The organism is Streptomyces canus, assembly GCF_030815415.1.
GTDB lineage: Bacteria > Actinomycetota > Actinomycetes > Streptomycetales > Streptomycetaceae > Streptomyces > Streptomyces canus_F.
Map to the genome: position 1 here is coordinate 4,517,671 of NZ_JAUSWW010000001.1, position 20,503 is coordinate 4,538,173.

General features: G+C 70.0%; 23 protein-coding genes. 11 read left to right on the top strand and 12 right to left on the bottom strand.

Annotation, left to right across the window (positions count from 1 at the left end; genetic code table 11):
- Nucleotides 1–20: 20 nt before the first annotated feature.
- Entirely contained in the window at nt 21–476 is a 456-nt protein-coding gene (locus QF037_RS20830; protein ID WP_266889154.1) for an Lrp/AsnC family transcriptional regulator, read from the bottom strand.
- Nucleotides 477–555: 79 nt separating this feature from the next.
- Nucleotides 556–1,245, bottom strand: a complete 690-nt coding sequence (locus tag QF037_RS20835; RefSeq protein WP_307027422.1) for a UbiX family flavin prenyltransferase — start codon at nt 1,243–1,245, stop codon at nt 556–558.
- 81 nt (nt 1,246–1,326) lie between these two features.
- Here QF037_RS20835 and QF037_RS20840 point away from each other — a divergent pair, with 81 nt between their 5' ends.
- Nucleotides 1,327–1,929, top strand: coding sequence for a rhomboid family intramembrane serine protease (locus tag QF037_RS20840; RefSeq protein ID WP_307027424.1), 603 nt, complete (start codon nt 1,327–1,329; stop codon nt 1,927–1,929).
- A 112-nt stretch (nt 1,930–2,041) separates the two neighbouring features.
- Here the strand turns inward: QF037_RS20840 and mqnP are convergent, their stop codons facing one another.
- Entirely contained in the window at nt 2,042–2,944 is a 903-nt protein-coding gene (gene mqnP, locus QF037_RS20845; RefSeq protein ID WP_307027426.1) for a menaquinone biosynthesis prenyltransferase MqnP, read from the bottom strand.
- Nucleotides 2,941–4,398 carry a menaquinone biosynthesis decarboxylase gene (locus tag QF037_RS20850; RefSeq protein ID WP_307027428.1) on the bottom strand — a complete coding sequence of 486 codons (1,458 nt, stop codon included), beginning with the start codon at nt 4,396–4,398 and terminating at the stop codon, nt 2,941–2,943. The genes mqnP and QF037_RS20850 overlap by 4 nt, the downstream gene beginning before the upstream one ends.
- 87 nt (nt 4,399–4,485) lie before the next feature.
- Here QF037_RS20850 and QF037_RS20855 point away from each other — a divergent pair, with 87 nt between their 5' ends.
- Nucleotides 4,486–4,806 carry a PLD nuclease N-terminal domain-containing protein gene (locus tag QF037_RS20855; RefSeq protein WP_307027430.1) on the top strand — a complete coding sequence of 107 codons (321 nt, stop codon included), beginning with the start codon at nt 4,486–4,488 and terminating at the stop codon, nt 4,804–4,806.
- Complete coding sequence (locus QF037_RS20860) at nt 4,806–5,714, top strand: LysR family transcriptional regulator (protein WP_307027432.1); 909 nt, start codon at nt 4,806–4,808, stop codon at nt 5,712–5,714. The genes QF037_RS20855 and QF037_RS20860 overlap by 1 nt, the downstream gene beginning before the upstream one ends.
- Here QF037_RS20860 and QF037_RS20865 read toward each other — a convergent pair.
- Nucleotides 5,659–6,600 carry a DMT family transporter gene (locus QF037_RS20865; RefSeq protein WP_307027435.1) on the bottom strand — a complete coding sequence of 314 codons (942 nt, stop codon included), beginning with the start codon at nt 6,598–6,600 and terminating at the stop codon, nt 5,659–5,661. The genes QF037_RS20860 and QF037_RS20865 overlap by 56 nt on opposite strands.
- Before the next feature lie 169 nt (nt 6,601–6,769).
- Between QF037_RS20865 and QF037_RS20870 the strand changes: the two genes are divergently transcribed.
- Complete coding sequence (locus QF037_RS20870; protein ID WP_307027438.1) at nt 6,770–8,167, top strand: purine-cytosine permease family protein; 1,398 nt, start codon at nt 6,770–6,772, stop codon at nt 8,165–8,167.
- Here the strand turns inward: QF037_RS20870 and QF037_RS20875 are convergent.
- Together QF037_RS20875 and QF037_RS20880 are read right to left on the bottom strand one after the other, a co-directional pair.
- Entirely contained in the window at nt 8,149–8,775 is a 627-nt protein-coding gene (locus QF037_RS20875; protein ID WP_307027440.1) for a hypothetical protein, read from the bottom strand. The two genes, QF037_RS20870 and QF037_RS20875, sit on opposite strands and share 19 nt — an antisense overlap.
- A gap of 41 nt (nt 8,776–8,816) precedes the next feature.
- The gene (locus QF037_RS20880; RefSeq protein WP_266823636.1) at nt 8,817–9,149 is read right to left on the bottom strand and encodes an ArsR/SmtB family transcription factor; all 333 of its coding nucleotides are present in this window, start codon (nt 9,147–9,149) and stop codon (nt 8,817–8,819) included.
- 146 nt (nt 9,150–9,295) lie between these two features.
- Here QF037_RS20880 and QF037_RS20885 point away from each other — a divergent pair, with 146 nt between their 5' ends.
- The 5 genes from QF037_RS20885 (at nt 9,296) to QF037_RS20905 (ending at nt 14,124) form a co-directional block, all read left to right on the top strand.
- Nucleotides 9,296–10,270: a quinone oxidoreductase family protein gene (locus QF037_RS20885; protein ID WP_307027443.1), complete on the top strand. Its 975-nt coding sequence runs from the start codon at nt 9,296–9,298 to the stop codon at nt 10,268–10,270.
- A 239-nt stretch (nt 10,271–10,509) separates the two neighbouring features.
- Nucleotides 10,510–11,964 carry an argininosuccinate synthase gene (gene argG, locus QF037_RS20890; RefSeq protein WP_307027445.1) on the top strand — a complete coding sequence of 485 codons (1,455 nt, stop codon included), beginning with the start codon at nt 10,510–10,512 and terminating at the stop codon, nt 11,962–11,964.
- A 243-nt stretch (nt 11,965–12,207) separates the two neighbouring features.
- Nucleotides 12,208–12,813, top strand: coding sequence for a DUF6232 family protein (locus tag QF037_RS20895; RefSeq protein WP_307027447.1), 606 nt, complete (start codon nt 12,208–12,210; stop codon nt 12,811–12,813).
- Nucleotides 12,810–13,157: a hypothetical protein gene (locus QF037_RS20900; protein ID WP_307027449.1), complete on the top strand. Its 348-nt coding sequence runs from the start codon at nt 12,810–12,812 to the stop codon at nt 13,155–13,157. The genes QF037_RS20895 and QF037_RS20900 overlap by 4 nt, the downstream gene beginning before the upstream one ends.
- 55 nt (nt 13,158–13,212) lie before the next feature.
- A complete protein-coding gene (locus QF037_RS20905; RefSeq protein WP_307027452.1) occupies nt 13,213–14,124 on the top strand; it encodes a transglutaminase-like domain-containing protein in 912 nt (303 codons plus the stop codon).
- Here the strand turns inward: QF037_RS20905 and QF037_RS20910 are convergent.
- Both QF037_RS20910 and QF037_RS20915 read right to left on the bottom strand, forming a co-directional pair.
- Nucleotides 14,121–15,434: a PucR family transcriptional regulator gene (locus tag QF037_RS20910; RefSeq protein WP_307027454.1), complete on the bottom strand. Its 1,314-nt coding sequence runs from the start codon at nt 15,432–15,434 to the stop codon at nt 14,121–14,123. The two genes, QF037_RS20905 and QF037_RS20910, sit on opposite strands and share 4 nt — an antisense overlap.
- Before the next feature lie 169 nt (nt 15,435–15,603).
- Nucleotides 15,604–16,833: an RNA-guided endonuclease InsQ/TnpB family protein gene (locus QF037_RS20915; RefSeq protein WP_307037278.1), complete on the bottom strand. Its 1,230-nt coding sequence runs from the start codon at nt 16,831–16,833 to the stop codon at nt 15,604–15,606.
- A 252-nt stretch (nt 16,834–17,085) separates the two neighbouring features.
- Here QF037_RS20915 and QF037_RS20920 point away from each other — a divergent pair, with 252 nt between their 5' ends.
- Together QF037_RS20920 and QF037_RS20925 are read left to right on the top strand one after the other, a co-directional pair.
- Nucleotides 17,086–17,550: a nucleoside deaminase gene (locus QF037_RS20920; protein WP_307027456.1), complete on the top strand. Its 465-nt coding sequence runs from the start codon at nt 17,086–17,088 to the stop codon at nt 17,548–17,550.
- The gene (locus QF037_RS20925) at nt 17,531–18,511 is read left to right on the top strand and encodes an isopenicillin N synthase family dioxygenase (protein WP_307027458.1); all 981 of its coding nucleotides are present in this window, start codon (nt 17,531–17,533) and stop codon (nt 18,509–18,511) included. Before QF037_RS20920 ends, QF037_RS20925 begins: the two co-directional genes overlap by 20 nt.
- On the opposite strand, the gene QF037_RS20930 is transcribed toward QF037_RS20925, so the two are convergent.
- Genes QF037_RS20930 through QF037_RS20940 form a run of 3 tightly spaced genes read right to left on the bottom strand, consistent with a single transcriptional unit; the run spans nt 18,508 to nt 20,501 of the window.
- Nucleotides 18,508–18,906 carry a hypothetical protein gene (locus tag QF037_RS20930; protein ID WP_307027460.1) on the bottom strand — a complete coding sequence of 133 codons (399 nt, stop codon included), beginning with the start codon at nt 18,904–18,906 and terminating at the stop codon, nt 18,508–18,510. The two genes, QF037_RS20925 and QF037_RS20930, sit on opposite strands and share 4 nt — an antisense overlap.
- A 39-nt stretch (nt 18,907–18,945) precedes the next feature.
- Nucleotides 18,946–19,899, bottom strand: a complete 954-nt coding sequence (locus QF037_RS20935; protein ID WP_307027462.1) for a CU044_5270 family protein — start codon at nt 19,897–19,899, stop codon at nt 18,946–18,948.
- Nucleotides 19,896–20,501 (bottom strand): RNA polymerase sigma factor, encoded by a 606-nt coding sequence (locus tag QF037_RS20940; protein WP_307027464.1) that lies wholly within the window; start codon nt 20,499–20,501, stop codon nt 19,896–19,898. The genes QF037_RS20935 and QF037_RS20940 overlap by 4 nt, the downstream gene beginning before the upstream one ends.
- Nucleotides 20,502–20,503: the final 2 nt, after the last annotated feature.

Consider the following 20,503-nt stretch of genomic DNA (forward strand, 5'->3'; position numbering starts at 1 on the left):
CGACCTGTCCCACCGTACGTCTACGCCTCTTCGGGAAGCTCTCCGACCCGGTTCTCCCACTTCGTGGAGAGCACGATGGTGGTACGGGTCCGCGAGACGCCCTGCGTGCCGCTGAGCCGCCGGATGGTCTTCTCCAGGCCGTCGACGTCGGCGGCCCGCACCTTGAGCATGTACGAGTCGTCGCCGGCGATGAACCAGCAGTCCTCGATCTCGCCGAGGTCCTTGAGCCGGCGGGCCACGTCCTCGTGGTCGACGGCATCGGAGAGGGAGATGCCGATCAGCGCGGTGACGCCGAGGCCGAGCGAGGCGGAGTCGACGGTGGCGCGGTAACCGGTGATGACGCCGGCCGCCTCCAGCCGGTTGATGCGGTCGGTGACGCTGGGTCCCGACAGACCGACGAGGCGCCCCAGCTCCGCGTAGGAGGCCCGGCCGTTCTCCCTCAGGGCCTGGATGAGCTGCCTGTCCACCGCGTCCATGCGATCGAAGCCTTCCGCTGAAAAGTTCCCGAAGTGATGAGAGGTACTGCTGATGTACTGCGACGTGCTCGGACGGCGTTCACGTCGTGCGGGTTCCGCCGCCGAGTTCGCCCTTCCAGCGGCGGTAGAGCCGGTGCTCGACGCCCGCCGCGTCGAGGACCCGTCCGGCGACGAAGTCCACCAGGTCCTGGATGTGCGTCGCCCCCGCGTAGAAGGCGGGCGAGGCGGGGACCACGGTGGCGCCCGCGTCGTCCAGGGTCACCAGGTGCCGGAGCGTCTGACCGTTCAGCGGGGTCTCCCGAACGGCTACCACCAGCTTGCGGCCCTCCTTGAGGGTCACGCTCGCCGCACGCTGCAGCAGGTCCTTGGAGAGCCCGAGGGCGACACCGGCGACACAGGCGGTCGAGGCGGGCACGATCAGCATCCCCTTGACGGGATACGACCCCGAGGACGGCCCCGCGGCCAGGTCCCCGGCGGGCCAGTACCGCACCCGCTCGATGCCGGCGCCGATGCCAAAGCTGCCCGGCTTGCCGTCGGCCCCCCTGGCCAGCCATTCCCGCAGGTCGTCCTGCCAGTGCGCGTCCCTGAAGGAGATCCCCGTCTCGTCCAGCAGTGTGAGCCGCGAGGCCCGGCTGACGACCAGGTCGACGCTCTCCCCGGCATCGAGGAGCGCGCGCAGCACGGACGCGGCATACGGGGTGCCGGAAGCGCCGGACACCCCTACGATCCAAGGCGCACGCCGTGTCTCTCCTGGCTTGACTGGGTTCACATCCCCGAGCCTATCCGGCGTCGCAGGGTGGGAACCGGCCAAGGGGGTCCGGGCGTTCTCCGGAGGGGAAGGGGGGTTGCCATGTCCGGTGCCGGGCTGGAGCAGTCACGAGGCGACCGTGCGCGGGCCGCGGCCAAGCTGATGCTGGGCTGGGTCGCGCTGCTGTGGCTGCTGGAAGTGGTGGACGCGGTGAGCGGCCACGCGCTGGACGACTTCGGCATCGTGCCGCGCGAACCCTCGGAACTGATCGACGTGGTCCCGGCCGCGTTCATCCACTTCGGCTGGGCCCATGTCGCCGCGAACACCGTCCCGCTGCTGGTCATGGGCTTCCTCGCGGCCCTCGGCGGCATCCGCCGCTTCCTCGCGGTCTGCGCGCTGGTCATCGTGGCCGACGGGCTGGGCGTCTGGCTCATAGCCCCCGACCGCACCAACACCGCCGGCGCCTCGGGCCTGATCTTCGGCCTCTTCGGCTTCCTGCTGGTCAGCGGTTTCGTGGAGCGGCGGCTGCTGGGCGTCATGGCCGGCCTGCTCGTCGGCGCCGTCTGGGGCAGTTCGATCCTGACGGGCCTGGCGCCGACGCAGACGGGCGTCAGCTGGCAGGGACACCTGCTGGGCCTGGTCGCGGGGGTGGCGGCGGCGTTCGTGTTCCGCCGCCGGGTCGCGAGTGGTGTCGCTCAGCTCTGAGGGCGGGCCTTCGGGCCGACGGGGAGGTGGGCGGTGGGGATCGTCAGCGACCCGGGCCGCGACACCATCCCGTACGGCACCGAACTGACCGTCGACTCCCCGTGGACCGTACTCAGACCGTCAGTCCCCGAACCAGAAGATCCAGCAGCGCACAGACGAACAGGGCGATCCCGATGAACCCGTTGACGCTGAAGAAGGCCCTGTTCAGCCGGGACAGATCGGTCGGCCGGACGATGTTGTGCTCGTACACGAACGCGGCCGCGACGATCATCAGGCCGACCCAGAAGAACCCGCCCGCGTCCGTGGCCACCGCGTACCAGAGCAGCAGCGCCGTCGTCAGCGCGTGGCACACCCGGGCGCCCCAGATCGACGCCGGGATGCCGAAGCGGGCCGGGACCGACCTGACACCGGTCTCGCGGTCGGTCTCCACGTCCTGGCAGGCGTAGATCAGGTCGAAGCCGCCGATCCAGATGCCGACCGCGAGGCCGAGGATCACCGCGTCCCAGGACCACTCGCCGGTGATGGCCAGCCAGCCGCCGATCGGACCCATGGCCTGGGCGAGGCCCAGGATGGCCTGCGGGAAGTTCGTGAACCGTTTGCCGTAGGGGTAGACCACCATCGGGATCACCGCGACGGGGGCCAGGGCCAGGCAGAGCGGGTTCAGCAGGGCCGCCGAGCCCAGGAAGACCACGACCGCGACCAGCGCGCCCGTCCAGGCGTGGCGCACCGACATCGCGCCGGTCACCAGCTCACGGTGGGCCGTCCGGGGGTTCCGCGCGTCGATCTCGCGATCGATGATCCGGTTCACGGCCATCGCGAAGGTGCGCAGGCCCACCATGCAGATCGTCACCAGGAGCAGCCGGCCCCAGTGGATGTTCCTGTCCATCTGGAACATCGCGGTGAGCGCGGCGATGTACGCGAAGGGCAGCGCGAAGACCGAGTGCTCGATCATCACGAGGCGCAGGAACGCCTTGGTGCGTCCCGGCTGCGGGATCGCGGCTGAAGCTGAACTCACAGGCCGTATTCCTTCCAGCGTCGGTCGACCGTCGCCGCCGTCTCCGGGTCGGACAACACCATGTCGGGCCAGCCTCCGTCACGGGTGTAGCCCTCCTCGGGCCACTTCTTCGTCGCGTCGATCCCCGCCTTGCCGCCCCAGAACTGCTGGTAGGAGGCGTGGTCGAGATGGTCGACGGGGCCCTCGACGACGGAGAGGTCGCGCGCGTAGTCGGTGTTGCCGAGCGCGCGCCACGCGACCTCGTGGAGGTCGTGGACATCGCAGTCGGAGTCGACCACCACGATCAGCTTGGTGAGGGACATCATGTGGGCACCCCAGATCGCGTGCATCACCTTCTGGGCGTGCTTGGGGTACTTCTTGTCGATCGAGACGATCGCGCAGTTGTGGAAGCCGCCCGCCTCGGGCAGGTGGTAGTCCACGATGTCCGGGACGATGATCTTCAGCAGGGGGAGGAAGAAGCGCTCCGTCGCCTTGCCCAGCGGGCCGTCCTCCGTCGGAGGCCTGCCCACCACGATCGACTGGAGCAACGGCCGCTTCCGCATCGTCACGCAGTCGATCTTCAGCGCCGGGAACGGCTCCTGCGGGGTGTAGAACCCCGTGTGGTCGCCGAAGGGGCCCTCGGGCAGCATCTCGCCCGGCTCCAGCCAGCCCTCGATCACGACCTCCGCCTGCGCCGGCACCTGGAGCGGCACCGTCTTGCAGTCGACCATCTCGATCCGCTTGCCCGCGAGGAAGCCGGCGAAGAGGTACTCGTCGATGTCGCCGGGCAGCGGCGCGGTGGAGGCGTACGACACGGCCGGCGGGCACCCGAAGGCGATCGCGACCGGGAGGCGCTCGCCCCGCCTCGCCGCGACCTGGTAGTGGTTGCGGCTGTCCTTGTGGATCTGCCAGTGCATGCCGATCGTGCGCTTGTCGTGGCGCTGGAGCCGGTACAGACCGAGGTTGCGGATCCCGGACTCCGGGTCCTTGGTGTGGGTCAGGCCGAGGTTGAAGAAGGAGCCGCCGTCCTGGGGCCAGGTGAAGAGGGCGGGGAGCTGGTAGAGGTCGACGTCGTCGCCGGTGAGGACGACCTCCTGCACCGGCGCGTCCCCGGACTTCACCTTCTTCGGCGGGACGTGCGTCATCGCGCCGAGCTTCCCGAAGGCCTCGCGCACGCCCACGAAGCCGTGCGGCAGCTCGGGCCGCAGCAGGCCGCCGATCTTCTCCGAGATCTCGGCGTACGACTTCAGACCCAGCGCCTTCAGCAGCCGGCGGTCGGTCCCGAAGACGTTCATCGCGAGGGGCATCGCGGAGCCCTTCACGTTCTCGAAGAGCAGCGCCGGACCCCCGGACTTCTGCACCCGGTCGACGATCTCCCCGACCTCCAAGTACGGATCCACCTCGGCCTTGATGCGCTTGAGGTCGCCCTCGCGCTCCAGGGCCCTGAGCAGCGAGCGAAGATCGTCGTAAGCCATGGGGTCAAGTATCCCCGAGCGGCTACCCTGGGCCTGAACCCGGGGGCCGTGCCTCCGGCCCGTCGACCGTTTCGCTGGAGAGGACCCATGCTCCGGGTGCTGATGTTCCTCGTCCCACTGGCGCTGAGCGTGTATACGTTCATCGACTGCATCAGCACGAAGGAGGAGGACGTCCGCCACATGCCCAAGCCGCTGTGGGCCATCCTCGTGCTGCTGTTCCCCCTCGTCGGCTCGATCTCGTGGCTGATCGCGGGCAAGAAGCGCAGTCCTGCGGCCGAGGGCTGGTCCGGTGTGCGGGAGCGCGGCGGGCGCGGCCAGTGGGTCGCCCCCGACGACAACCCCGACTTCCTGAAGTCCCTCAACGAGGACAAGAAGGAGCGCGGCGAGGACGGCCCCAAGGAGGGCTGATGGAGCTGCGGCTGCTCGTCACCTTCGAGAAGGTCGCGACCGTCCTGAGCTTCACCCGGGCCGCGGCCGAGCTGAGCTACGCGCAGTCCAGCGTGACCAGCCAGATCCGCGCCCTGGAGGACTCCCTGGGCACCCCGCTGTTCGACCGGCTCGGCAGCCGCATCCGGCTGACGGAGGCCGGGGAGCGGCTGCTGCCGTACGCGCGGCAGATCATCGAGCTGAGCGCGGAGGCCCGCGCGGCGGTCGTCGACGCGGAGGAACCCTCGGGCACGCTCGCCGTCGGCACGATGGAGTCGCTGACCTCCTACCGGCTGCCGCCGCTCCTGGAGCTCTTCCACCACCGCCATCCCAAGGTCCGGCTCTCGCTGCGCACGACGCTGGGCGACGAGACCCGGCAAGCGCTGCGGCAGGGCACGTACGACGTGGGCTTCCTGATGGAGCCGGAGACCGAGCATCCGGGGCTGGAGAGCAGGGTGCTCGCGCCGGAGCCGCTGGTCCTGGTCGCCGCGCCCGGTCATCCCCTCGCCGTGAAGAGCCCCGCGCTCAAGACGGAGGACCTCACCGAGGTCCAGCTCGTCGGCACCGAACCCGGTTGCCCCTACCGCGACCTCTTCGAGTCCGAGCTCGTCCACCGCACCGGATCGCCGCCGCCCTTCATGGAGTTCGGCACGATCGAGGCGACCAAGCGGGGTGTGGCGGGCGGTCTCGGCGTGGCGCTGCTGCCCCGGGTGACGGTGGGCGCGGAGCTGGCGTCGGGGGTCTTGGTGGAGCTGCCGTGGGAGCCGCCGTTCCAGCTGTACACGCAGGTGGCGTGGCGGGCGGGGAAGCGCCTGCCACGCCATCTGACGCTGTTCATCGAGGCTGCGGTGCGACTGGTGCGGGAGCAGACGTCGTACGACGGGACGTGACGACCCGGGGGTTGCGGGCCAGCGTCACCTTGAGGCTCGCCAGCACGATCAGCGGGACGCCCAGCGCCTGCACGAGGCCGATGTGGTGGCCGTACACCGCCCAGTCCATGATCATCGCGACGGCCGGGTAGACGAAGGCGAGTACGGCGATCTTCGAGACCGGCAGCTGGGCGTAGGCGGCGTACATCAGGACGTACATGACGCCCGTGTGGATGAACCCGAGCCCGACCAGCCAGCCCCAGTCCGCGCCCGTGCCGGCCATCGCGCCGAAGTCGGCGAAGGGGAGCAACAGAGGGATGCCGACGAGGACCTGGACCAGGGCGATGAGGTGGGGGCGGACGCCGGTGATCCGCTTGGTGACCAGGGTGGACAGCCCGTAGAGGAGCGCGGCGAGCAACGCCTGCCCGACACCGAGGAGATAGGTGCCGCCGCTGGTGAAGTCCCCTGGCGTCACGCCGGATACGAGGGTCAGGCCCGCGAAGGCCAGGGCGATCCAGCCGACCTTGGCGGCCGTCAGCCGCTCGCGGAAGAGCAGGGCGCCCAGCAGCACGACGTAGAACGGCTGGGTGTGGTAAACCACCGTCGCGACGGAGATCGACGTGTTCTCGTACGACTGGAAGAGGAACACCCAGTTGAAGACGATGAACACCCCGCCCAGGACGGCGAGTCCGAGGGTGCGCGGGGTGAAGCCGTGGTCGCGGAGCCAGCCGCGGGCGATGACATAGCCGCCGAGCGCGAGGGCGCCGAACAGGACGCGGAAGAAGACGACGTTGAACGGCGAGGCGCCCGACTCGACGACGAAGACGCCGAGGGTGCCGGACAGCACCATCGCGGTCGTCAGCTGGGCGATGCCCCTGGTCTCTGTGCCCTTGCTCTCTGAGGTCATGTCCCCGACGCTACGAGCGGGCATCGGTGCTGGTCCACGCGCCAGTGGGGCGTCCTGCCGATGCCCCCATCGGTCCCGCCGATGCGTGCAGGTTGTACGCCGGTGAGGCTTCCGAAGCGGACAGTGCGCCTCTGGGCCGCGACCGCCCGGAACCGGACACTTGGCTCGCATGACGACTGCTCCGGCCGGGTCCGCCACGGCCATCGCCCCCGCATACGGTGACAAGGTCATCGCCGTCGAGACGGCCGGCTCGGAACCGATCCCGGACTCCGAGCGCCACGGCGGCCCGCTCCAGCTGCTGTGGACGTGGGCCTCTCCGAACATCGAGTTCGCGACCGTCTACATCGGCGTGATCTCGGTCCTCTTCTTCGGCCTGAGCTTCTGGCAGGCAACCGCGGCCCTGCTCCTGGGCACGGCGCTGGGCGCGCTGACGCACGGGATCCTGTCGCTGGACGGTCCGCGGTTCGGTGTTCCGCAGATGGCGATCGGCCGCTTCTCCTTCGGTTACCGGGGGAATCTGCTGCCGTCGGGGGTCAACGCCCTTGTCGCGGGCGTCGGTTGGTTCGCGGTGAACAGTGTGAGCGCGGCCTTCGCCCTGAACACGCTGACGGATCTGCGGCCGCTCCCCTCGCTGTTGATCGTGGTCGCGGCCGAGGTCGTGATCGGTTTCATCGGCCACAACTTCGTCCACGCCTTCGAGAAGTACGCCTTCCCGGCCCTGGCGGTGGTCTTCCTGCTGGCCGGGGTGTGGACCTTCAAGGAGGCCGACCTGGGCGGCTCCGGCGCGGGCGGCGGCATCGGCGGCTTCCTGCTGGCCTTCAGCACGGCCTGGGGTTACGCGGCGGGCTGGAACCCGGGCGCCTCGGACTACTCCCGCTATCTGCCGCGCACGGCGAACCGCTTCAAGACGGTCCTGTACCCGGCGGTCGGTCTCTTCGTGTCGATCGCGATCGTGTCGGTGATCGGCGCGGCCTCGGCGACGGTCGTCACCCCCGAGGGCGCCACCCCGACGGCCGCCTTCACCGGCCATCTCCCGGGCTGGCTCAGTGACTTGGTGCTGCTGGCCATCATCCTGGGCGCGGTCTCCGCGAACGCCCTGAACGTCTACTCCTCGGCCATGTCGATCACCTCGCTGGGTCTGAAGCTCCCGCCGTGGCTCGGCCGCAGCGCCATCGTCGTGCTGTGCGGTCTCGCCGGTACGGCGGCGGCGTGGGCGTCGCTGGCGGACGCGGGGCACGCCTACGAGGCGTTCCTGCTGGTGATCGCGTACTGGGTGGGGCCGTGGCTCGGGGTGGTGCTGGTCGAGCGGTGGCGGCAGGCGCGGACGCCGGACGAGGTGCTGTCCGCGAGGATCGCCGACCGCACCTTCGCCAACTGGCCGGGTATCGCCGCCCTGTTGACCGGCATCGTGGTGTCCGTGCCGCTCTTCTCCAACCAGGAGAAGTACATCGGCTGGGTGCCGGAACGGTGGCCGTCGTTCGGTGACATCACCTGCCTGGTCGGGTTCGCGGTGAGCGCGGGGCTGTACGCGGTGCTGCGGCGGGCGGATCAGCCGACGTCGGCGTGAGCCTGCTCAACGTGCTCCACCTTGATGTACCGGGGGCCGAACTCCTTCTTGACGAGCGGTTCGGCCTTTTTCGGGTCGTCGACGCCCACATGCACGAACCCCCGCTCGTCGACGCCGACTTCACGCAGCTGGAAGGTGCCGTCCCAGCGGTACATGTCCTCGCTGATCCGGTCGGCGAGGGCGTCGAGGGTCTTGCGGTCGACGTCTGCGGAGTGCAGCCGTAGCTTCACGCCCTTCTCGGCGGCGTCGCAGGCGGCCTTGTCGAAGGCGTCGGAGGGGATGCGCCAGATGTCGGCGGCGTTCTTGTCCTCGTCGACACCCATGCCGGTGTAGACGGCGGAGTGCTTGCCCGCGGCCAGCTTGTCGAGGCGGGCGAGGGTGCGCTCCAGCGGGGTCTCCTCGGCATCGGCGTCCGGGGGCGCCGGGACCGTGCCGACACACCGGTCCTCGGCCGGAGCGCCCGCCTTCTTGACCGAGACGCTTTCCCGGGGGGCGGCCGGCAGGCCGCCGTCGGTGTGCCCGGTCTCCATCTCGTCGATGTACAGGGCCGCCCCCACCACCACACCGGCAGTGGCGACGGCCGCCGCGATCCACCTGCGATTCGTCATGCCACTCTGACGCCGGAGCGGCCCAAATGGTTCACAACGGGTCAGGAAACGACATCCTCGCGCAGAACCAGCGCCAGCAGCCCCGGGAACCGGGCGTCGAACTCCTCCCGCCGCAGCCGGTTGACCCGCCTGGGCCCCTCGTCGCGCTGCTCCACGAGCCCGGCCGCGCGCAGCACCGCGAAGTGGTGGCTCTTGGCCGCCTTGCCGACGGGCACGTCGAAGGTGCCGCAGCTGCGCGACCAGTCGGCGGAGGCGGCGAGCTCCCGCACCAGTTGCACGCGTACGGGGTCGGCGAGCGCCGCGAGGGCGGTCAGGACGGGCACGTCGTCGGGGTGGGTGTGCTCGGGGGCGGCGCGATGACTGGTGGTGGCCATGGTGAGTGGTCCTTCCGTGCGCCCCTTGCCGCTTGGCTGCTTGCCGAGTGGGTGCTTGCCGAGTGGGTGCTTGCAGAGTGTTCGATGAAAACCATACACTCGTGAGTGTTCGCTTTTCATTGAACACTCTCCGGACGAGGTGTGGCATGCGCGCGGTCGAGATCCAGGAACACGGCGGTCCCGAGGTCCTCGAGGTCGTCGAGGTGGACGTCCCCGAGCCCGGCCCCGGGCAGGTGAGCGTCGACGTGGCGTACGCCGGGATCAACTTCGCCGACCTGAAGGCGAGGGAGACCGGGTACCGGGTGCCGTCGCTGCCCTTCCGGCCAGGCCTCGAGATCTCCGGACACGTGCGGGCCCTCGGCGCGGGCGTCACGGGGCTCACCGTCGGCCAGGAGGTCGCCGCACTGACCGCCGGCGGCGCCTACGCCGAGGTCGCCGTCGCGGAGGCGGCCACCGTCTTCCCGGTCCCCTCCGGCGTCGGCCTGCGCACCGCCGCGACCCTGCCGACCGTACTGCCGACGTCGTACGCGCTCATCCACTCCGCGGGCCGGCTCCAGCCCGGCGAGACGGTCCTCGCGCAGGGCGCCGCCGGGGGCGTCGGAACGGTCGCGGGCCGACTGGCGAAGGCGGCCGGGGCCACCGTCCTGGGGGTCGTGTCGAGCGCGGGGAAGGCCGCGTTCGCGAAGGAGCACGGCTCCTACGACGAGGTCTTCGTCGGCGACTTCGAGAAGGCCGTACAGGAATCCACCCACGGCCGCGGCGTCGACCTCGCCCTCGACCCCGTCGGCGGCGACACCTTCCGCGCCTCACTCGCCGCCCTCGCCCCCTTCGGGCGCCTCGTCTCCTTCGGCAACGCAAGCGGCGCGGCGCCATGGAGCGTCGGGCAGCCCGAACTGTTCCCGTACGGCGTGAGCGTCGGCGGCTTCTCCATCCTCACCCTCGCCCGGACCGCACCCGACGAGCTGCGGACACTCACCGAGCGGGCCTTCGCGAAGGTCGCCGACGGGACCGTCACGCTCCCCGTCACCGCCGAGTTCGACCTGGCCGAGGCGGCGGAGGCGCACCGGCTGATGGGGGCACGGACGAGCACGGGCAAGCTGCTACTGCGGGTGAACGGCTAGATCCTGGCGGAGCGCTGGGAGCTTCGCCCCGCGCAGGCCGTCGCCGCCACCCCGTTGAACGGCAGGACCTGCGCGACCGCCGCGACATGGCCAACGGCCAGGAACTCCGTGACGCCCAGCAGGCGACGAGGCTGCGCGAATCCTGCCGGAACGGATCTGGCGCCCGGCGACGGGAGAGTGACGGGCGCCACTCACCACCAGGGTTTGCATGACCATGCGTTCCGATGCATAATCTTCCTATGTCCAAGGTCCTCACCTCCCTGCCCGCCGGCGAGCGCGTCGGCATCGCCTTCTCGGGCGGCCTCGACACCTCCGTCGCGGTCGCGTGGATGCGTGACAAGGGCGCCGTCCCGTGCACCTACACCGCCGACATCGGCCAGTACGACGAGCCCGACATCGCCTCGGTGCCCGGCCGCGCCCAGACCTACGGCGCCGAGATCGCGCGCCTGGTCGACTGCCGCGCCGCGCTGGTCGAGGAGGGCCTGGCCGCACTCACCTGCGGCGCGTTCCACATCCGCTCCGGCGGGCGCGCGTACTTCAACACCACCCCCCTCGGCCGTGCCGTCACCGGCACGCTGCTGGTCCGGGCGATGCTCGAGGACGACGTCCAGATCTGGGGCGACGGCTCGACGTACAAGGGCAACGACATCGAGCGGTTCTACCGCTACGGCCTGCTCGCCAACCCGCACCTGCGGATCTACAAGCCCTGGCTGGACGCGGCGTTCGTGACCGAGCTCGGCGGCCGCAAGGAGATGTCCGAGTGGCTGGTCGCCCACCAGCTGCCCTACCGGGACTCCACGGAGAAGGCGTACTCCACCGACGCCAACATCTGGGGCGCCACCCACGAGGCCAAGACCCTGGAGCACCTGGACACCAGCCTCGAGACCGTCGAGCCGATCATGGGCGTCAAGTTCTGGGACCCGTCGGTCGAGATCGCCACCGAGGACGTGACGATCGGCTTCGAGCAGGGCCGCCCGGTCACGATCAACGGCAAGGAGTTCGCCTCCGCCGTGGACCTGGTCCTGGAGGCCAACGCCATCGGCGGCCGCCACGGCCTGGGCATGTCCGACCAGATCGAGAACCGGATCATCGAGGCCAAGAGCCGCGGCATCTACGAGGCGCCCGGCATGGCCCTCCTGCACGCCGCGTACGAGCGTCTCGTCAACGCCATCCACAACGAGGACACCCTCGCCCAGTACCACAACGAGGGCCGTCGCCTCGGCCGGCTCATGTACGAGGGCCGCTGGCTGGACCCGCAGGCGCTGATGATCCGCGAGTCGCTCCAGCGCTGGGTCGGCGCGGCCGTCACCGGCGAGGTCACCCTGCGCCTGCGCCGGGGCGAGGACTACTCGATCCTCGACACCACGGGCCCGGCGTTCAGCTACCACCCCGACAAGCTCTCCATGGAGCGCACCGAGGACTCGGCCTTCGGCCCCGTCGACCGCATCGGCCAGCTGACCATGCGCAACCTCGACATCGCCGACTCCCGCGCCAAGCTGGAGCAGTACGCGGTCCTCGGCCTCATCGGCACCGGAAGCCCCACCATCGGCGCCTCCCAGGCGGCGGCGACGGGTCTGATCGGCACGATGCCGGAACTGTCGGAGGGCGGCGCCGAGGTCATCGCCTCTCGCGGCGAGGTCTCCGAGGGGGACGCGCTGCTGGACAGGGCGGCGATGGAGATGGGCACGGACTGAGCACACCCCGCACGACAGAGGCCGGCCCGACGCCCACAGCGTCGGGCCGGCCTCTTTGCCTGCCCCGCCGGCCGGCAACCGTCCGCGGGGTGCGGTCGATCTCAACTCTCCACAACAGACTCACAGTTGCTCGCGCATTCCGACTTGCATCACGGACCACATGGAGTAGTTAATAACCACCAGTCAGTGATGAAGTCGATGACGTCAGTGATGAACCGTCATCACCCATGCGCAGGGGGACCGTTGGAGAGAACCGAACCACCAGGACACCACGACATCCCGCCCCCGCCCCTGGTCCCGCCGCAGGCGTTACACGGCATCGATCTGCGGGTCGGCAAGCACCTCCTCTGGGTCGGCGGCGGCGCGTATCCACTGGCGAACATCACCCGCGTCTACACCTTCATGCTCACGCCCCGCCGCAAGGACGCCACCGTGCTCTTCCTCAAGCGCGTGGCGATCATCCTGTCGGTGGCGTTCACCATGACGATCCTCGGCGGTCTCACCAGCCTCGCGAGCGAGAGCATGGCCGGCGGGATCCTCACCTTCGTCTGGCTGGGCGCGATCGCCGCGCTGGTATTCAGCCTGGTGGAGCTGGTGGCCGTACTGTCCTCACCCACCCTGTACGTGCTGGCCGTCGAGACGTCGGGCCCGTCCATCGCCATGGTCACCAGCTCCGACCCGCACCAACTGGACCAGCTCGTCGGCAACATCGTGCACGCCATCGAGCACCCCGAGACCGAGTTCCACGTCAGGGTCGACCGCCTCACGGTCAACCCCAGGAACTACTACTTCGGCGACAACGTCAACATGTACGGCGGCACGGGCAACGTGGGGATGGCGAACCGATGAGCGGCGACCACTACTACTTCGGCGACAACGTGAACATGCACGGCGGCATGGGCAACACCGGCATCGTCAAACACCAGGTTCCGGCAGCCGACACGGCGTCGCTGGTGGATGCCGTAGCGGAACTGCGCGGCCTGATCGAATCGCTCCGCGACCAGGTCCCGGCGGCAAGCGCCCAGGCCCTCGACGACTCCCTCCCGGCCATCAGAGCCGACGCGAGCGCGCTCCCGCAGGACCGTCACCGCGCACTGATGGCGGTGGCAGGCATCGCGGCAACGATCGGCGCGGTGGGCCAGCCGGTCCTGGAGGCAGTGAACAGGGTCCTGGGCCTGATCGGCGGCCAGTAAGGCTCCCGACGGCCCATCTGGACAATCCGTGCCGCATTTTGGCACGGTCGGACCCATGCCCGAGACCAAGGAAGCCCTCGCCTTCTACGCCGCCCACAGCCCGTACTCCGACCCGGGCGCACTCGCCGGTGTCTACGCCGGTCTGCCGCACGACCCGGCCGAACTGGCCCGCATCGCACGGGACTTGCTCATCCACCGCGTCGAGGGCGACCTCTTCGGCCACACCCACCCGACCGACCGCCTCCACAACGACGCCGAGTCCCGGTACATCGACGACACCCTGAGCATCCTCGTCGACCGCAACGCCGCCCCGCTGTCGGTAAGACGTGATCCCGCCGACCGTTTCGTCGGCACCTGCCGGGACTTCACCCTGCTGCACTGCTCGTTCCTGCGCCACGCGGGCATCCCGGCCCGGGTCCGGATCGGCTTCGCCGACTACTGGGGGTCCAGCTTCCACGGCGACCACGTCGTCACCGAGTACTGGGACGCCGAACGCGGCTGGCTGCTCGCCGACGCCCAGCTCGCCGACCCCTTCGTCAGCGGCCACTGGAAGGTGGGCTTCGACCCGATGGACGTCCCCCGCGACCGCTTCCTCGTCGCGGGCGAGGCATGGCGGGCGATCCGCGAACAGGGCGCCGACGAGAGGACGTTCGGCCTCCATGGCCCCCAGGAGGGACCGTTCTGGGGCGAGCGGTACGTGGCCGGCAGCATCCGTCTCGACCTAGCCGCCCTCAACAAGGTCGAGACACTGCTGTGGGACGTGTGGGGAGAGGACGAGGGCGAACCGGGTACTCCACTGCCGGAGCCGTCGCGTGAGCTCTACGACGGGGTAGCCCCGGTGATCTCGGGCGAGGTCAGCTTCGAGGCAGCGAGAAACCTCTTCGCCGAGAACGACACCCTGCGCACCCCACGAACGGTGACGTGTTACGCCCCCTTCAACGGCCCGAGCGTAATAACCCTCCGCTAGGCCGACCCCCTTAGGGGCGCGGGGAACTGCGCGACCAGCCACGACGGCGCAGCAGTCAACCGACCACCTGACTCGGCCACCCCCGCAGACCGCCCCCGAACAACCCGATGCGCACACGCCGCCGCCAACAACTCCCCCAGCAGATCCGGATCCCCGATCTCCAGCCCCAACAGCGACTCGATCCGCTCCAGCCGCTGATAAAGCGACTGCCGACCTATATGCAGCAGAGCCGCCGTCCGCGTAGGCGAGCACCCGTTCCGCAGATGCACCTCCAACGTCCGCACAAGATCACTCGCGTGGGCGGCCTCCCACTCCAACAGCGGCCCAAGCGCATGCTGCACCAACCGAGCCAGCCGATCCCGGTTCGCGTCGACCCCGCCCCGCGTCAGCTCCCGTTCCAGCGCAAGCGCCCGAGAGGACGTCACCAACGGCCCCTCGGGCGCCCCCGGCTCCGCGGCCGGGACGGTCAGCGCCAGCTCCAGGGTCGTACGGGCCGCCCGCAACGTATCGCTCCACCGCAGCCAGCCGCTCCCGACGGCGACGGCATGCCCGACGGCCACGGTCAGGCCGGGTTCCGCGGCGGAGCGGAACGCGTCCTGGACCCCTCGCACGGGGTCACCGGACCGGGTTCCGGGCAACGCCAGCAGCGCCAGCACGTCCCCCGGAAACGCCGCCCGCAGGACACTCGCCCCGCCCAGCACCCGTACCGCCCGGTCCACCACCCCCGTCTCCCGGGTCCCGTGCACCGACACCCCGATCAGTCGCGCCCCCGGCCCCGGATGGAACCCCGCGAGCGCCGCCCGCGCCTCCACCTCGGGCTGGTTCAGTGCCGCCCGGTCGGCGAGGTCGGCCAGCAGGGCCGCCGTGTGGTCGTCGCCCCAGGGCCGTACGACCGACCGCCCGGACAGCCCCCGTGCCACGATCGCCCGATTGGCGGCCTCCGTGATCCGTACGAAGGGCACGACGCGGTGCATGGCCAGCAGCGGCAGCTCCAGGCGGCGGGCCTCGTCGACCACCTCGGGCGGCATGGCGGGCAAGGACCTCCCCACCTCCACCGCGAGCCCGGCCGCACCGCGCGCGGCCAGCTCCCGGACGTAGCGGCGGCGGACCTCCTCGTCGGGGTCGGTGAGGCCGAAGCCGTTGGTGAGGAGCAGTTCGCCGCCGTCGAGGAAGTTGGCGCCCTCGTAGACCTCACTGGAGTGCACCCAGCGGACCGGGCGGTCCAGGGCGCCCTCTCCGGCCAGCAGCTCGGGCTCGGTGGCGCGGACGGGCCCGAGGACAAGGACTTCGCGGAGGGTGAGTGCGGGCACGGGAACCTCCAGGGCGCTGACGGTCCCGCCGACAGAACGTCCGGCTGCGGGATGCCCGGAGAGTACTTTTCGCACGTTGCTTTCGTGTTTCGCCCACAGGAGATTGGAACCTCCCCTCCCTGAAGGGGAGGAGATTCCTCACCTTCAGGGCTGATCGGGGTTTTCTGGCTCACGCTGCCAGATGAGGCAGCGCCCCACCTGGTCTTACGCGATCAGCACCAGCCGGGTCGAGACCTGCCCGGGCCAGCATGACGCGGGCGGAGTTCTTGTCCCTGGGGGACACGGCTCCGCACGAGGTGCAGGCATATGTTCGTTCTGAGAGGGGGAGTGCGTGCTTGGTTCTCGCTCCGCACCGTGCGCAGTCCATCGTGGTGTGCGCGGGGTGTACCAGGTGCACGGCACGGCCGTGCTTGTGGCCCATCTCGATCAGGGCCTGCTTAGTGGTGCCGATCGCCGCGTCGGCGGCCTTGCGCGCCATGGTGGTCTTGGCCAGGAACTTCGGCCGGAAGTCCTCCACGGCGATGGCGTCGTGGTCACGGACTACGCGCTTGGCCCACTTGCGGCCGCTGTCCCGCCGCTGCCGGGCCACCTTCTTGCACGCCTTGGACCGCAGCTTCTTCGCTTCGCGGTAGCCCTGCGATCCGGCCTGCCCCTTCTTCGGCCTGCGCCGGGCCATCATCCGGTCGTACCGGGTCAGCTTCGCCTGGGCCTTCTTGCCGTGCTCAGCGTGGGGCAGGTCGTGCGCGTCGCTGGTGGTGGTCGCGATCTCCTTCACGCCCCAGTCGATGCCGATCACCGCGCCCGTTTCGGGCAGCGGCTGGACCTCGGCAGGGACAACGAAGCTGACGTACCAGTGCCCGACACCGTCCTGATGGACACGGACGCTGGACGGTTCGGCAGGCAGTTCCCGCGACCACACAGGCGTCAGCGCGATCCCGCCCGCGAGGTGCAGCCTGCCGTCTTTGAGGCGGAAGCCACGCTTGGTGTAGTTGAGCGTGGGCAGCGCCTCGCGCTTCTTCTTGCACTTCGGCATCCCGGCCCGGCGGTGCATTGGCAGCCGTTCCCTGATGTCCTTCTGCGCCTTGGCCTTGGACTTGCCGAAGTCACGGATCACCTGCTGCTGCGGGACGCTGGAGCCCTCGCGCAGCCACGCGTTCGACCTCCGGGCTTCGGTCAGCATCTTGTCAAGCTGAGCCGGACCGCAGGTCTGCCTGGCCACGCCTTCAGGCCGGTTCCGGTTCGAGAGGTGCGCCTGCTTCGACTTCGCGCAGCACTCGTTCCAGATCCACCGGCACCGGTCCCACTCCGCCATCAGCGCGGTGCGGGCTGTGGACGACACACGCAGACGGAAGGTGTACCGCACGTGCCCCGCTCCGCCGCCCCCTGCTGCTTCCGCCACGCCCTCACCCCCGTCCACATTCCGGCCACCCGAGCCCTGCCGGACGACCATACGTACGAGATCCACACACCCGCACCCCTCTCCCGCCGCAGCCACCCCCATCGGCGAACACGGGCACACACGTACGCCTCCACCCGGCCGCGGCGGGACCGGGAAGCAGGATCCGGCGACGCTCCGCGTCGCTGTCACACGAGATGCGATTCCTCCCCAGCGTGATCGCCAGAGCCTCCTCACAAGAGACCAGGTGAAAACATGGACCCAATCGACCTGAACCAGGCAGCCGCACGCACCCAGCTCGCCACCGCCGTCGCCGAGGCCCGCGCCGGTCTCGCCGAGGGCGGCATCCCGATCGGCGCCGCGCTCTACGGAGCCGACGGCACCCTGCTGGGCCGCGGCCACAACCGGCGCGTCCAGGACGACGACCCGTCCATGCACGCGGAGACGGCGGCGTTCCGGGCGGCGGGGCGGCAGCGGTCGTATCGCGATACGACGATGGTGACGACCCTCTCGCCCTGCTGGTACTGCTCCGGCCTCGTCCGGCAGTTCGGTATCTCGCGGGTGGTGATCGGCGAGGCGACCACCTTCCACGGCGGCCACGACTGGCTCGCCGAACACGGCGTGGAGATCGTCCTTCTGGACGACCCCGAGTGCGTCGCGATGATGCGCGACTTCATCAAGAACAACCCGGCACTGTGGAATGAGGACATCGGTGACTGAGCAGCCGCGCATCCCCACGATCGACCTGAGGCCCTGGGTGGACGGTGACACGGACACCCGGGCCGCCATCGCCCGTACCGTCGACGAGGCCCTGCAGACCGCAGGGTTCCTGCTGGTCACCGGGCACGGGGTGGACCCGGAGCTGCGGGCCGCCATCCGGGAGGCCGCGCGGAACTTCTTCCGGATGCCCGTCGACGTCAAGGAGCCCTACACCGCGAAGGTCGGCGGGCGGGGGTGGCTCGGTCCGGGTGCGGAGGCCAACGGCTACTCGGAGGGCACGGAGACCCCGCCGGACCTGAAGGAGTCGCTGACCTTCGCGACGCACGAGCCCTTCGAGGACCCGGAGATCAACGCGGAGTGGTACGCGCCCAACGTCTGGCCGGACGAGGTGCCGGAGCTCCAGACCCTGTGCGAGGAGTACCTGGCGCGGATGGCCGACCTGGAGAAGCAGCTCCTCGACCTGCTGGGTGTGGCCCTCGGGCTCGAACACGACTTCTTCTCCCGGCACATGGACCACCCCACGTACGGCTTCAACATCAACTGGTACCCCGGGACCGAGGTCATCGGCGAACCCCAGCCCGGCCAGTTCCGCATCGGCCCGCACACCGACTTCGGCACGGTGACCATCCTCGACCGGCAGGCGGGCAAGGGCGGGCTCCAGGTCTGGACGGACGAGGGCGGCTGGGAGGACGCCCCCTTCGACCCGGACGCCTTCACCATCAACATCGGCGACCTGATGGCCCGCTGGACCGGCGACCGCTGGCGCTCGGGCCGACACCGCGTACTGCCCCCACCGGCGGACGCCCCCGCCGAGGAGCTCATGTCCCTCGTCTACTTCGGCGAGTGCACACCCGGCACGTTGGTGGAGTCGGTACCGGCACCGGTGGGACGGGTGGCGTACGAGCCGGTCGACTCGCATGCGTATCTGCGGGAGAAGCTGGACTCGATCACGGTCGACTAACCCTCGATCTGCTCGATCGGCTTCTCGAAGCGGGCCCGCCAGCGCGGCTCGGTCTCCGTCTCGCCCTGGAACTCGTGGGTGAGGCGGAGGGCCGAGCCGTCGTCACCCTCGCGCTCCAGGTGGAACCTGATCCGGCCGCCGCCCTCCATCGTGTACTCGGCGACCCGCTCCACGTCCCAGGCGGTGACATGCCCGGCCCCCAGCCCGCGCAGCGCGACCGCGCCACCGAGCCGGGGTTCGAGCACCTCGGCTTCCGTGAACCAGCCCGCGAGCCCGCCCGTCGTGGCCAGCGCCGGCCAGACCACCTCCATGGACCTCGGCAGCCGCACCAGAAAGTGCAGGATGTGCGTGTTCCCGTGCGTCTGGCTGGTGCCCTGCTCGATGGAACCGCTCATGACACCAGCCTGGCCCGTGGGGCGAGGTTCCGCACGTGGTCAGGGGCGCTGGTCCTTCTTGTCGACGATGGCGCGCTCCAGGACCGCGGTGATGGCCACGACCGATCCGGCCTTGATCACGCCGTTGCAGCCCACGTCGAGCTCGCTCTTAACGTCCTTGAGCTGCACGAACCGGGTGCCGAGGGGAAGCCAGGTCTTGCTGTTGAAGATCAGCTCCTGTCGGTAGGTCCCCTTACCGTGGACGAACGCGACGGCGGTGCCGTGCCGCCCGACGGCGTCCACGGAGTCCTTCACCAGGACGACCCCGGGGATCTTGGCGACCGCCCGGTAGAGCGCGGCGCCGACCTCAGGGGGCAGGATGCTCTGCAGGGCCAGCCCGGTCGCTGTTTTGAAGGCGTAGTACGCGTCGCTGTATCCCTCCTTGCTGGTGTTCTGCTTGTAGAGCCAGGCGAGCATCTTGTCGGGGTCGGTGGGCAGCTTCTCCCAACCACGGTAGAAGTTCTCGGAGTCCGGGTCGGGGTGGACAGGCAGGGTGCCGACCCCGGTGCTCCGCAGCAGCCCCTCGCGTCGGCCGTCGACGGACGTCCAGATCTCCCTGTTCTGCAGCGGCCCGGCCGTCGCGGCCTTGCAGGTGCGCTCCGAAACGCCCCACGCCTCCTTGGACTTGATGTAGGTGAACTGGTCGTCGCGCACCTTGGGCACGTCCTGGTGCTCGGCGACGAGGGCCGCGTCCTCCAGGAGTTGGGTGACGCCCGGGGAGCCCTTCGCGGCGGGCGGAACGGGGGAGTCTCCGTCGGACGACGGTACGGCGAGCGTGAGGGTCACGGCGGTGACCGCCGCGACGGCGCCGGCGACGAGGGCGGGGCGCAGCCAGGGGCGGCGTGTCCGGGTCTCGTCGTCCTGCTGTGTCTCCTGCCGGATCTCGGTCATCAGATGCTCCTTGAGCAGTCGGTGACGGCCCGGCGGAAGGTCCTTCTCGGGAAGCTGGTTCATCGGTTTCCCTCCCTCAGGGGCCTGACCGCGGTGATGCGGTCATCTCTCACCTGTCCGACCGTTTGGGACAGTTCCATGTGTTCCGAGAGTTTTGTTCTCGCGCGTGAGAGCCGAGACCGTACGGTCCCTACCGGCACGCCGAGCGCCTCGGCGGCCGCCGCGTAGTCGAGGCCCGCCCACACGCACAGCGCCAGCACCTCCCGCTCGGCCCGCCGCAGCCGCGCCAACGCGGCCCGTACGACGACCAGTTGCGCCGCGTCGTCAAGGCGCCCCGCGACCTCGTCGGCGAAGTCCCGGACCGTCTCGTCACGCGGCAGCCGGGCGACTGCGGCGGCATGACGACGGGCCGCGCGGCGGGTGTTGCGCGTGACGTTGGTGGCGATGCCCAGCAGCCAGGGCCGCAGCGAGCCGCCCTCCTCGTCGATCTTCGCCCGCAGCCGCCACGCATCGAGGAAGGTCAGAGAGACGACGTCCTCGGCGGTCGTCCACTCCCCGGTGAGACGGTAAGCATGGTTGTAGACGGAGCGTGCGTACGCGTCGAAGAGGTCGCCGAAGGCGTCATGGTCCCCCGCGCGAATCCGTTTCCGCAGATTCGTATCCACAC